This window comes from Protofrankia sp. Cr1 (assembly GCF_963555865.1).
GTDB lineage: Bacteria > Actinomycetota > Actinomycetes > Frankiales > Frankiaceae > Protofrankia.
The window spans coordinates 1-12,921 of sequence record NZ_CAUVXO010000110.1; the positions used below are offsets into that span (position 1 = coordinate 1).

10 protein-coding genes and 1 pseudogene are annotated in these 12,921 nt (G+C 68.5%); 2 read left to right on the top strand and 9 right to left on the bottom strand.

All coding sequences use genetic code 11. From position 1 onward, the window contains the following. From U9980_RS11445 to U9980_RS11475, 7 genes and pseudogenes are all read right to left on the bottom strand, one after another. On the bottom strand, positions 1–532 hold a 532-nt coding region (locus tag U9980_RS11445), incomplete at its 3' end, for a polyketide synthase (RefSeq protein WP_322767894.1). A 42-nt stretch (positions 533–574) separates the two neighbouring features. Continuing rightward, complete coding sequence (locus U9980_RS11450) at positions 575–1,924, bottom strand: NAD(P)/FAD-dependent oxidoreductase (protein ID WP_322767895.1); 1,350 nt, start codon at positions 1,922–1,924, stop codon at positions 575–577. A gap of 12 nt (positions 1,925–1,936) precedes the next feature. Beyond that, positions 1,937–2,209, bottom strand: coding sequence for an acyl carrier protein (locus U9980_RS11455; RefSeq protein ID WP_322767896.1), 273 nt, complete (start codon positions 2,207–2,209; stop codon positions 1,937–1,939). Positions 2,210–2,248: 39 nt separating this feature from the next. Next, on the bottom strand, positions 2,249–3,307 hold the full coding sequence (locus U9980_RS11460) for a ketoacyl-ACP synthase III family protein (protein WP_322767897.1): 1,059 nt from the start codon (positions 3,305–3,307) through the stop codon (positions 2,249–2,251). 141 nt (positions 3,308–3,448) lie between these two features. Beyond that, the gene (locus tag U9980_RS11465) at positions 3,449–4,225 is read right to left on the bottom strand and encodes an AfsR/SARP family transcriptional regulator (RefSeq protein WP_322767898.1); all 777 of its coding nucleotides are present in this window, start codon (positions 4,223–4,225) and stop codon (positions 3,449–3,451) included. Between the two features lie 165 nt (positions 4,226–4,390). Then, on the bottom strand, positions 4,391–5,515 hold the full coding sequence (locus U9980_RS11470) for an ISL3 family transposase (RefSeq protein ID WP_322767899.1): 1,125 nt from the start codon (positions 5,513–5,515) through the stop codon (positions 4,391–4,393). A gap of 357 nt (positions 5,516–5,872) precedes the next feature. Beyond that, positions 5,873–6,304 (bottom strand): annotated as a pseudogene (locus tag U9980_RS11475) (IS110 family transposase); the annotation flags it as partial. A 431-nt stretch (positions 6,305–6,735) separates the two neighbouring features. On the opposite strand from U9980_RS11475, the gene U9980_RS11480 reads away from it, so the two are divergent. Then, the gene (locus U9980_RS11480) at positions 6,736–7,644 is read left to right on the top strand and encodes an alpha/beta hydrolase (protein ID WP_322767900.1); all 909 of its coding nucleotides are present in this window, start codon (positions 6,736–6,738) and stop codon (positions 7,642–7,644) included. 193 nt (positions 7,645–7,837) lie between these two features. Further along, positions 7,838–9,202, top strand: a complete 1,365-nt coding sequence (locus tag U9980_RS11485; protein WP_322767901.1) for a cation:proton antiporter — start codon at positions 7,838–7,840, stop codon at positions 9,200–9,202. A 150-nt stretch (positions 9,203–9,352) separates the two neighbouring features. Here U9980_RS11485 and U9980_RS11490 read toward each other — a convergent pair whose 3' ends face one another. Together U9980_RS11490 and brxD are read right to left on the bottom strand one after the other, a co-directional pair. Next, entirely contained in the window at positions 9,353–11,500 is a 2,148-nt protein-coding gene (locus U9980_RS11490; protein ID WP_416210236.1) for a DEAD/DEAH box helicase, read from the bottom strand. A gap of 53 nt (positions 11,501–11,553) precedes the next feature. Then, positions 11,554–12,918: a BREX system ATP-binding protein BrxD gene (brxD, locus tag U9980_RS11495; protein WP_416210237.1), complete on the bottom strand. Its 1,365-nt coding sequence runs from the start codon at positions 12,916–12,918 to the stop codon at positions 11,554–11,556. Positions 12,919–12,921: the final 3 nt, after the last annotated feature.

A 12,921-nucleotide genomic window follows, 5' to 3' on the forward strand; every position in this document is an offset into this window, starting at 1 on the left:
GGTCCAGGGCATACGAGATGCGGTTGGCCACCGCGCACACGGCGGCGCCGATGCCGGTCCACGCCTCGATCCTGGGCAGATCCTCGAGCATGCGGCGTCCGTAGTCGTCGGAACCGACGCCGACGAAGACGCCGGCGTCGCCGCCCGCGAGATCCTGGGGCGGGATTCCGGCGAACTCCAGGGCCTCCCAGGCGACCTCGAGCAGGATCCTCTGTTGCGGATCCATCAGCTCGGCTTCCCGTGGGGTCAGCCGGAAGAACTCGGCGTCGAACCCTTCGATGTCGGAAAGGAAGTATCCCCGCGCCGTTGCGCGCCGTACCGCCGCCGCATAGTCGCCTCCTAGCTGCCGATAGTTCCGCCAGCGTTCCTCCGGCACGTCACCATTCGCGTCGCGGCCGCTGACCAGCATGTCCCAGAAGTCGTCGGGTGAGTTGACGCCGCCGGCGAACCGGCACGCCGCGCCGATCACCGCGACCGGCTCGGCACCGGCGCGCGGGGGTTGGCGCTCCGTGCGCACCACTGGTATGCCCATCCTCGCCTCCTGACATGGATTGGTGGCCAAAGGGATTCACGGCTAAAAGGCCGGGGCTGCGGTCGGGGACCGCAGCGTTCCGAGATACGGGTGCCAGAGGTGCTCGGGGTCGTTCTCCACCGCCGTAACGATCTCCCGCATGGCCGGCAGTGCCCTGGGCTCGTCCTCGTCGTAGAAGTCGCCCTGAAGCATCTTCAACACGTCGATACGGTACCGCGGGTCCTGGACGAACGCGGTGAACAGGACGTTGAGCCGGTAGTAGATGGAGATGAACTCGTACCAGTTCTTCACGGCCCGCCGAAGCTTGCCTTCGTACCTGGTGAAGCGCTCCTTGCCGAAATCGCCGGCCTGGTGTGCGGCGATGATGTCCTTGGCGGCCAGTCGCGCGCTGTTGAGGGCCACGCTCACCCCGCTGGAGAAGATCGGATCCACGAACCGGGCCGCGTCCCCGACTAGGACGAACTTGTCGCCGCGGATCTGCTTCATCGCGTAGCTGTAGTCGCCTTCGGGCTTGAACGGGCGGATCCGCTTGGACCGCTGCAGCGCGTCGTACAGGTCGGGCCGGCTGCTGACGAAGTCCCAGAAGAACCGCTCCCGGTCGGTGTTCGCCGCCGTAAACCGCCGTTTCTGGGTGACCACCCCGACGCTGGTGATGGTGTCGCTGATGGGAATCTGCCACACCCAGGTGTCCTTGATGGGTAGGAAGTGGGTGTAAACGTAGTCCGTCTTCGCGGGCTCGAACGCGATCGCCGCCCGGTCGAGTCCCTCGAACCAGGTGTGGATCGCGTACTGGTTGAACACCGGGTCGGGGACCTTCACCTTGAGCTGCCGGCCGAGCAGGGTCTGCCGGCCAGACGCGTCGACCACCAAACGCGCGGTGAAGTCGACCTCGCGCGGTCCCATCCGGCAGGTCAGGGTGACGATGTCCGGATCACCGTCCAGGTCGACGGTGAGCACCCGGACCCCGCTGAACACCGCGGCGCCTAGGCTCTGCGCGTGTTTGAGCAGGATGCTGTCGAACCTGCCCCGGTCGACATGGAAGGTATGGTCGCGGTCGACCCCGGGCTGGTCCCTTTCGACGAACATCACGTCAGCCGCCTGGAAGTCTTGGTAGAGCCCGGTAAACCCGTTGTGGGGCACCTTTCGCGATTCCGCGGAGGTCCACGCCGCACCGTACTTCCGGACGAAGCCGCCGGCCTCGACAGCGTCCATGGCGCCGATCTCGATCAGCACCGGGGTGGTCGCCGGCACGAGTGACTCACCGACGTGGGGCCTGGGAAAGGTCTCACTCTCGAACACGGCCACGGACAAGCCGGCCGCGGCGAGGTAGGACGCGGTGGTGGAACCCGCCGGACCGCCACCGATGACCGCGACATCGAAATCATGCTTCATCCGGTTTCTCCCTCAACTGTTGGTAGCAGTGACCTCGAGACTGGTGATCATATTGGTGATGTTGCGCACGTCGATGAAGTTGCGCGCGCTGAGTGCCTGGGGCGGAACTTCGACCTTCAGCTCCCTGCGGATGAAGTTGAGCAGGATCGCCGTCTTCAGTGAATCGAGGACGCCCAGGTCCAGCAGCGGCGTCGTCTCGTCCACCATGATGTCGTCCTGATCGTCGGGCAGGAGGTTCTCCTGAATGAAGGCGACAAGCTTCTCGGTGACCTCGTGGTCGGTCATGGCGGCTCCCTCCGTCGATTTCTTTTCTGGTGATGGTCGTTACCCGCACCAGGGCGGCTGGGACAAGATCTTGATTACCGCGCAGGAAAGGGTGACCCCGGGCCCCACGCCGAGCATGAGCAGGTGGTCGCCGGGCACCAGAGCTCCGGTGCGCAGTAGATAATCAAGAGAGACGATCTGGTCGCTCGCGCCGAGATGACCCACGGTCCGGCCGAAGTCCCAGGTGGACATGGACATCGGCAGGTTCAGCGCCGCCATGCACCGCTGCTCGACGATTTCCCGGGAGTAGTTCATGTACGCGACGCGCGTGATGTCACCGATTCCGATGTCCGCCTCGGCCAGGGTCCGCTCGACGAGCTGCAGGGTCCGCTGGTGGACCCGCAGCAGCACGGCGGTGCCCGTGCCGTCGGCGATCGCCCGGTTCCGGAAGGCGGCATTGCGCGCGGTGAAGTCCAGGCTCCGCCCGACCGTGGGCCCGGGCGGGAACAGCGGCTCGCCGCCGCGGTGCATCTCCTCGGCCTCGGGGACAGCGGCCGACCCGACCGCCAGCAGCCTGGCGAAACCCGGCGCCGTGGTGAGGACCACCGCGCTGGCGCCGTCCCCCGCCACGTACCCCGGGCCCATGCTCCACCGGTCCATCAGCGGGGTGCCGAAGTTGTCCGCGGCGACCAGCAGCGCGGCCTGCGGGCGGTCGCCGGCCTGCGGCGGCCCGGTACGAAGAAAACCAGCGGCCAACTCCATGGCGCTGAACATGCCGTTGCAGCCGTGCCGGACCTCGACCGCGAGCAGGTTGCCGCCGACCAGGTGGCGCTGCAGATAATATTGCGGCTGCCAACCGTCCGGCCCCTGGTGCCACGAATCGGCGTAGAGCAGGAGGGTCAGTTCGTCCGGGCGCTGTCCGCAGCGTTCCAGCGCCTCCCGCGCGGCCCGCAGGGCCATCTCCGGCGCCGGCAGGTCGCCGCAGACGGCCGCTCCGGCCAACTCGTGAAGGTCGATCTCGGTCAGCGAGTACCGGCCCATCGCGACGGCCTGCTCGACACTCACCGTCTCCGGAAGAAAGACTCCGATCCCGCTAATCGAAACGTCTGGCACGCGCACCGGGTGGCCTCCTCGACGGAGTGGGGCTTTCCCCACTGTCGCCCGTGGCCCTTAAGGCGGGCTAAGTCCGTCCCAAACCGCCAGGGCCGGGCCACCGGGCGCTCGGGGCCACCGAGCCACCGAGCCACCGGACCGCGCCGGTCATACGGCGGCGCAGGTGTCCAGAAGCGCGCGGTCGTCGCCTGCCAGGATCGCCCGCTGGATGTCCTGCAACGCGCGGCACGGCTCAAGCCCCAACTCGTCGTGCAGCGTGCGGCGCGCCGACTCGTAGACCTTCAACGCGTCGGCCCTGCGCTCGGACCGGTACAGGGCCAGCATCAGTTGCCGGTAGAAGGTCTCTCGCAGCGGAAACTCCGTGACAAGCGAGAACAGCCGACCCACCACCTCCCGATGACGACCGAGCTGGAGCTGTGAATCGACCAGCAGCTCGGTGCACTCCATCCGGGATTCGGAGACCGAGGATACGAAAGCCTCGATCATCGATCCGGCACCCAGACCCCCGAGCGCGGGCCCGCGCCAGAGGGCCAGCGCGCTCTCGAAGCGGTCCGAGGCCTCCTCATGACACCGCTCCCGAGCCTGCTTGCGGCCGACGGCGACCCGGTCGAGGAACAACTGGACGTCCATATCGTCGGAGCCCAGGTTCAGCAGGTAGCCCGGTTGCCTGGTGACGATCCGGTTGTTCGGATGGTCTAGGCGGCTGAGGAACTTACGCAGCTCTGAAATATACACGTGCAGCCCGGCCGTGGCCCGGCGCGGCGCCCGGTCCCCCCAGATCTCGTCGATAAGCTGGTCGGTGCCAACCACGTGGTCGGCGCGAATGACCAGCGCAGCGAGCAGGATCTCAATCTTCGGAGCGCTGATGAAGGAGATGCCCCCACCGCCGACGACACGTAGTGGCCCCAAGATCTCATACCTCACAGTGTTCCTTCCCGGACAGAGCCGATGCCGGCACCTCGGCACGAGCACCGGAAACCGCTGTCCGCGGTGGGGATTCGTCATAGGTGGCGCCCGCAGGCTACAGCGGCCATCATGCAGTAGCGAAGTTTGGCTCTTGGGTAAGATCAGTGGGTAGCTGATCGTGGATCAAGCGGCCCGGCCCGGGAGAACGACGTCCAAGCCGCCGCGGGTCAACGTCGCCCTCGCGATCAGCGCCTCGGGCGAGCGGTAGCCGTAGGCACCCCGGGTGAGCTGGCGCAGGTGGGTGTTGGTCGCCTCGGAGCGGGCGTTCGAGCAACTGTATTCGAGTGTGTTCCGGATCGCCAGCCGCTGCGTCTCCACCGTCCTGGCGACAGCCACGAATTCCGGGAGCTGGCTGCGGTAAGCCCACGCCAACCAGCCCGCCAGCAGCTTCTTCCCCGCGTCGCCCCCGACTTTGAAAACCTCCCGCAGCTGTTCTTTCAAAAGGTAGGCGGTGTACAGCTTCCCGTTCGTTCTCTTGATGGAGGCGACCGTGGTGCGCTGTTCCCCGGTCTGGTTCTCCGGGTTTTTCAGCAAAGCCCACCGGGTGCCTTTCGAATCGGCCGCGGCCCGCCCCCGCCCGGAGCGGTGCAGGTCGTTGACCGTCCGCCGCCGCACGGTGTCGACGGCCTTGGTCGCCCACGCGACCACGTGGAACGGGTCCATGCAGCGCTTCGCCTGCGGGCAAAGCTCTTCGACCACGGTGGCGATCTTCTTGCAGCGTTCCTCGCCGAGCAGCTCGAAGAATTTCTTCAGCGTGTCTTTGGAACGGCCCTCGCCCGCCCACACGATCCGGCCGGTGTCGTGGTCGACGACGACGGTCAGGTAGTGGTGGCCTTTCTTGTACGAGATCTCGTCGACCCCGATACGGCGGAGGCCGGCGACCCGGTTGTTCTGCATGTATTTGGCGAGCCAGGCGCACAGCTGCTCGAAATCGCGGGTGAAACCCGACTTCGGCCGGACCCACGGGACGGCGGCGACGACCACGCCGTGTTCAGGGCAGCTGACCCGGGGCGCGTCGGCCTCGAGCTCGACCTTCGCGGTGCCGAGGTCAGGGCCTTGCCAGCGGCGCCGGCCACTGCCCTGGTCGCACCCCGGGCACTTACGGTCACAGCGGGAGCACCGGTTCGCGCGGTTGCTGTAGAGACGGACGTGGGCGACGATCTTATCGGTCGCCTCGACTAGTTCGATCTTCTCCACGACCGTGTGCTCGACACCGAACACACGACGCCATACCTTGGACTGTGTCACGCCGTTCTTCCTGCTAGGCAGCGGTTTTCGTCGATTTGCAACCTAGCGGGCGGGGCGGCGTGCCCCCGTAGGTACCTCTGCCGGACGAGGCGATCAGGTCCGGATCAAGCCCACTGATCTATTGGTAGCGCCAGAGGTACTGCCCGGCGTTCCCGGATAACTTCACCAGTATCTACGGCACCCGCGACTTCGCCCTGGACACGGCCTATGTCGAACATCCGGAACGGTTTCACCGTGGCCCGCCGCGGACGCCGGAGCTGCCCAGACGGGTTTGGATCAACCGATCCCCATCGAAGATCGAAATCGAGGAGGATCAACCCACAACTTCAACATCATGATGTCTCAAAAAGCTTGGCAGACCAGCGTCTGGTGCGCCCGCGCGGTGACCTTGACCGCCTCCGCCAGTTCGCTGTCCCCGGCCAACGGACGAAGCTGGTGGCGGTCGGTGCGGACCATGTCCGCCAGGGCGTGCGCGTCACCGGCGTCGCTTTTCGCCCCCGACGTCGAGGACCGTTCCCGGTAGCGGGCGGCCTGCAGCGGATTCACCGCGATCACCTGGTAGCCGGCCGCGACCAGCGCCCGCACCCACGGACCCCGGTCCGTCTCGATCCCGACTACAACCTGGTCCGGAGCCGAACCCTCCGGTAAGAAACGGCCGGTCAGCTCGTGCAACCGGCCGATCCCGACCACACCCTCGGGCAACCGGGCCTTACCCAACCGCCGGCCGGCCTCGTCCTGAACCTCCACATCATGATGATCCTCAGCCCAGTCGTTCCCGACGAACAGCATCCCGCGTCTCCCGTCTACGCCGACAGAAACATCAGCAGCCCGCGGGAGAACCACCAGCGACCTAATGGTCAAGTGCTCACGCCACAGCGGGGCGGGCGACGACATCCCATCAGCGGTCAACTCTCCCGACCACCGGTGGGGGCACGGTCTGTCAATAGGACTCGATGTCCTGGTTCCGAGAGTGCTCACCCGCCGGCGGCTACCGGCACCGAGCCTGCCCTACAACGGCCCGGTAGCTCCCATTAGGTTCCGGGGTGGCCGGGACTGTACCGAGGCCGTCACCCAACTCGCCGTCGTCTCCCGGGCGCTGGACCGGGCCGGATCGATCCTATTATGGTACATAAAATGATGCCGAGGTGGTCAGTCGGCAATGCAGCCTGTGGTACTCCGAGTGCAGGGAGTCCAGATGCCCCACCGGATCAGCGTCGGTCGTGCCCACCCAGCGGGTCGACTCCGCGCCACGGGCACGTGACGGTGCTTGGTACGGCCGCCGCCACGGACTCGTTTCCAGCGGCGGCCGTACCGTGGTGACGAACCGTGAACTTGTCGTGGCCGGCGCAGATGATCGCACGATCGTCGTGACCGATGAAGGGCAGGGGCCGGCGATCCTGCTTGTGCATGGCGGATCCACCGACGGCTCCTCGTGGGCGGGGGTCGCGGCGGTGCTGGTGGAACGCTTCCGGGTCTTGCGCTTCGACCGGCCGACCTACCGTTGTGATCCGCCGCCGGCTGGGACGGACGCGATGGCTGGCGAGGTCGGCGATGTGCTCGCGGTGGCTGACGCGGTCGACGGGCCGCTGCTGATGGTGGGGCATTCGTCCGGCGCGGTGGTCGCCCTGCAGGGCGCGTTGGCCGCGCCATCGAGATTTGCCGGGATCGTGCTGTATGAGCCACCACTCGCGATCACCGAGCCGCTCGGCGGCGACCCGTTGCGCCGGGCCAGGGCCGCGCTGGACGCAGGCGACCCGGACCGAGCGATGAGCATTTACCTGTGCGAGATCGTGCAGGCGTCGGCAGCCGGTGTCGCCGCCCTACGACTCATGCCGTCGATCTGGGATGAACTGTGCGGGTACGCGCCCGCCCAGCTCGCCGACGCCGAGGCCATCGAGTCACTCGGCGTCGGCCTGGACCGGTACGCCCACCTCGACCTGCCCGCACTGCTGCTCGGCGGCGGCCGAAGTCCCGCACACCTGCGCCGACGGCTGGACGCGCTGGCTGACGTGCTGCCCCACGTCGACTCCACCGTAATCCTGCCCCGGCAGGGCCACTTGGCGAACCTGCGCGCCCCCGGCGACGTCGCAAGGGTCATCGCGTCCTTCGCCGGCCGCGTGATGCGCTGATCACTAAGTGCGGGCTCGGTGGGGGCCCGGTGCGGATTTCGTCGCTCCTGGTCACCAGCTGTCGCCCGAGCGGCTCCGGTCAGTCAGGCCTGTTGCCTATCAAATGTAGAATTGCCGCTTTAGAACCCCTTTATAGGTGTTACGTACCGTGGACTCGTCGAAGTCAACCGGTGGGTTGCAGTGGGGGTGTCGTATGCCGCTCGCGGCCGGACCCGTGGCGCCGATCGGTGCGCACGCGCTACTGATTTTTTTGCTCCAGGTCGGACTGTTGCTGCTGCTCGCGCTCGGGCTCGGCAGGCTGGCGGTCCGGGTCGGCGCGCCGGCCATCGTCGGTGAGCTACTCGCGGGGGTACTGGCCGGGCCCTCGGTGCTGGCGCACATTGCGCCAGGGTTACAGGGCTGGCTGCTGCCCCATGACGTGGCCCAGTTCCACCTGCTCGACGCGGTCGGGCAGGTGGGCGTGCTGCTGCTCGTCGGGATCACCGGCATCCACCTGGACCTCGATCTGGTGTGCCGCCGGGGGCTAACCGCGGTCCGGATCAGCATTGCCGGCATAGTGATCCCGTTCGGTCTCGGCGTGGCCACCGGGGTGCTGCTGCCCGGCTCGCTGGTCCCCGGTTCCGCCGAGCGGAGCACCTTCGCGCTGTTCCTCGGCGTGGCGATGGGAGTGAGCGCGATCCCGGTCATCGCCAAGACCCTGATGGACCTGAGGATGCTGCACCGCAACATCGGGCAGCTCATGTTGAGCGCGGCCATGATCGATGACGTCGTCGGTTGGTTGCTGCTGGCGATCGTCTCCGGCATCGCGACCGGAGGTGTGCAGGCCGGTAGCGTCATGCTCTCGGTTGGTTATATCGCCCTCGTCATCGCCCTCGCCGTGCTCGCCCGCCCCTTCGTGCGGCGAGCCTTGCGGCTGGCCGACACCTCGGACCGGGCGCGCAACGGCGGCGTCACGGTGACACTGGTGATAGTGCTGGTGTTGCTGGGCGCGGCGGCCACGCAGGCGATGCGCCTGGAGGCGGTCTTCGGGGCCTTCGTCTGCGGAATTATGATCAACAGTTGTGGTGGGTTGGGCGCCGCCAGGCTGGCCCCGCTGCGCAGCACGGTGATGTCCTTCCTCGCCCCGCTGTTCTTCGCGACCGCCGGGCTCCGGATGGATCTCACCCTGCTGGGTCGGCCGGCGGTGTTGATCGCAGGTCTCTGTGTGTTGCTCGCCGCGGTGCTCGGCAAGTTTGCCGGCGCCTACGCCGGTGCGCGGCTGAGTCGCATGGGACACTGGGAGGCGCTCGCGCTCGGCGCCGGAATGAACGCCCGCGGGGTCATCGAGGTCATCATCGCGATGGTCGGCCTGCGGCTCGGGGTGCTGAGCCCGCAGATGTACACCATCATCGTACTGGTCGCCGTCGTGACGTCGCTGATGGCGCCACCCATCCTGCGACTGACCATAGGCCGGGTCGAGCAGACCGCCGAGGAGCGGCTGCGCGAGGAATTCTACGAGGCGGACCGGACCCGCGACGCCCACGAACTGGCTCACTGTTTCACCGTAAGTGTTCGGTGAACCTGCGGGATGTTGCTGGGGCGGGCTGGTGACTGGGTGCCGGTCCAGCGTCGCTTCCCGCTGTGTCGACGTCCGGTGGGACGAACAGTTGCACGCGCGGGCCAAAGGCGTGGTCGGTCGACACATCGTCGTTGAAACCAACGAGATCGGTCAGGTTCCCAGGGTGGCGAACCGGACGGGCTCGCGCAGGACGGTGGTGGCGGCGGGGAGGTCGACGAGGCGGGTGGCGAGGGTGGCTTCGGCCAGGCGCGGGGGGAGTGCGGTGTTGAACTTGAGGCCGGCCAGGGCCTCGTCGGTGACGTGGGGGAGACAGAGGCGGGACTCCAGGTCCGCGGTCGCTGCCTTCCACCTGGGCGGGGTCAGGTCGGTGCGCAAGCGCAGGTAGGAGGCGGTCGGGGCCTGGAGGGGGTCGGCGAGGTCGCCGAGGCTCGCGGTGAGGGCGCGGTTGGCGCGTTCGCCGGCCCAGGTCCACCAACGGACGTCGGTCAGGTCTTCCGTTCGGACGATCATCGTGCCGCCCGGGTGGACGACGTTGAGGTGGTTCTCGCGGACGACCGCGAGCCGTTCCGTCGCTCGGCGGGTGAGGGGGACCGGCGGGTCGGCGCCGAGCAGGACCTCCCGCATCGCTCTGGTCAGCTCGAAGGACATGGCGCCGTCGGCAGGGGTCAGCCAGCGGGCCCGGCCGCCGCCCTCGGCGTGCTCGACGAAACAGCGGCGGCGTTTCCAGTCGATGTGGGTGACCCGCCAGCTGCGACCGGCGAGCAGCAGCAGCCGCGGGCCCTCGACCGGGTCGGTGAGCAGGACCGGGTCCGTGCGGCCTATCTCGTCGCGGCCGTTGAGGACGGTGAACTCGGGCGCCGCGGTGAAGACCGCGGTCAGCTCGGAGAAGTGCCGGTGGCCGAAGCGGCGCTCCGCCTCCGGGCCGACGAACAGCATGCCGCCGTCGGAGTCCAGGTAGCCCATGCGGACGAGGTGGCGCACGATCGGCTCCGCCGAACGGTCGAAGGGCGCGAGGCCGTTCCACTCGTCCACCCAGGTGCGGTCGCCGACCCGGTTCTCCTGAAGGCAGTACGCGAGCAGCTGCTGGGCGACGATGTGCCGTGGCTCCGGCGGGGCGACGACCGGCTCCACCCAGCCGCGGCCCCACAGCAACAACAGCCCGGCGGCATGCACAAGCGCACTCTCGTTCAGGGCGAGGAGCAGGCAGTTGCGGGTCGTACCCGCCCGGCGGCCTGTACGGCCGAGACGCTGCAGGAACGATGCGACGGTTCCCGGAGCGTTGATCTGGATGACCCGGTCGAGGTCGCCGACGTCGATGCCCAGCTCAAGCGTGCTGGTGGCGACGATCACGCAGTCCCGGGCCTGGGCGAAGGCCTCCTCAGATCGGTGCCGCTCATCGACAGACAGCGACGCATGCGAGAGGAACGTCGCCACCCCGAGGGAACGCAGCGCCTGACCAAGCTCCTCGACGATCTTCTTCGAGTCGCAGAACACGAGCCGCTTCTCGCCCCGGTGCAGGGCGGCCAGCACCTTTGCCGCGTTCGGCACTGAGGCGACGTAGTCCAGCTCGATCTCGCTCACCACACCCCCGGCCACGGGGGTCGTGGCCGTGGCCGGGGGAGACCGCCGGGAAAGCGCGGCCGGCAGGTCCGGCGCGACGACCTGCGCCGGGCGCCGGCCCGCGCCCGAACCCTGCAGCCAGCGCAGCAACTCGGCCGGGTTCCCGACAGTCGCCGACAGGCCGATGACCTGGAGCTCCCAGGAAACATGGGCTACCTGTTCGGCGGCGATGATCCGGCGCAGCCGCTCCAGGACGGCGAGGAGGTGCCAGCCACGGTCGTCGCCGGCGAACGCGTGGACCTCGTCGACGATCACGGCGCGGACGCCGGCGAAGAAGCCGCGATGGTCGGTGCGGACGCTGACGAGCATCGCTTCCAGTGACTCGGGCGTGGTGAGCAGGACGTCGGGCCGTTCGCGGCGGATCCGGTTGCGCCGGCCTTCGGTCACGTCGCCGTGCCAGACAGCGGCCTGGCGTCCGAGCCAGCCGGTGTAGGTTTCCAGCCGGGGCATCAGGTTGTTCAGCAGCGCCTTCAACGGACAAAGATACAGGACCGACGTCTCCTGCCAGTTCTCGGCCGCCATCCGCGACAGGATCGGGAACGTCGCCGCTTCGGTCTTCCCTCCGGCGGTCGGCGCGAGCAGCAGCGCGTCCGAACCGGCGAGCAGCGGCGCGACCGCCTCCTCCTGCAACGGCCGCAGCCCCGGCCACTGCAAAGTGTTCGCGATGTGGTGCAACATCACCGGATGCAGCAGATCCGCCGCGTCGGCGGCGGGCGCCTCCGGCTCGACGGTCACTCCAGATCCAGGTCGATGTCGTCGGCGCGGGCGGCGTTGCGTTCCAGGTCGGTCATTTCAGCTGCGCCGATGGTCAGCGGGTAGTCGCGCCGGGGGGCGAAGTCGTCGAACTGGTCGACCCGGTCGAGCACGTCCCCGACGAGCTTCTTCAGGAACAGTCGGGGCACGACGCCTACCTTCCCGCCGAGCCGCCCGGCGACCGCCCCGGCCAGCTCCCCGAGATAGGCGTCGTCGACGAGCTTCTCGATCCGCCCGGCCGCATTGCCCGACGAACCGGCCGCGTACAGGTCCCGGACCCGTCCGCCGAGCTCGACCAGCGACGCCTCGGTGAACCCGGCCAGCCGCAGCTGCACGGCCCTCGGGTTGTCGAACTTCGGGTTGGCGGTGAAGTCGGTCGCCAGCCGCTGCGCGAGCGGCGCGAGCCGCTGCACCCCCTGCGGGCCGTCATAGAAGGCCGGCGTTCCGGTGATGACGAGGAACAGGCCGGGGAAGCGGCCGCTGTGGACCTCGTCGATGAGCTGGCGCAGCGCGTTCAGCGCCTTGTCCCGCGCGTCGGACCGGACCCGCTGCAGGGTCTCGACCTCGTCGAGGACGAGGAGCAGGCCGCGGAAGCCGCTGTCCCGCAGCACCACCAGCAGCCCCTGCAGGAAGCCAAGTGCCCCGAAATGGTCCAGATCACCGCGCACCCCGGCGGCCCGGCGGGCGCTGGCTGCGACGTGCGGCTGCCCGCCGAGCCAGGCGAGCACCGCCGCCGCCGTCGCCTCGTCGCCGGCGGCCAGCGCCGCCCGGTAGCCACGCAGCGCAGCCGCGAACGCGGGCGCCGTCCGGCCGACCTCGGCGAGTCGCCGGTCGACCAGCTCGCCGACGGCCCGATCGAGCGCCGCGGCGTCGTCGCCCGTTGCCTCGTCGCCCGTTGCCTCGTCGCCCGTTGCCTCGTCGGTGGCGAGGATGTCCTCTTCCAGCGCGTAAAACCAGCCGTCGACGACCTGCCGCAGCGCGCTCGGTGGGAACGTCGCGGTGGTCAGCCGCTCGGTCAGCCGGCGGTAGACGGTCTCCAGTTTGTGCAGCGGGGTCTCGTTCTCCGAGATCTGCACCTCGGCGGTCGTGAGGCCTGCCTTCTTCGCCTGTTCGGCGAGCCAGCGGGTAAAGAATGTCTTCCCGGAGCCGTACTCGCCGCGGACAGCCTTGAACACCGACCCGCCGGCGGCGACGGCGGCCAGGTCCTCGGCAGCGGCGCGCTCGAACCGGTCCAGCCCGACCGCGAGCAGGTCCAGCCCGGCCGCCGGCACCGCGCCGCGCCGCAGAGCGTCCAGCACGTCCCTCCGCCGGGCCGCGCTGACCTGGCCGGCCTCGCCGCTCACGGC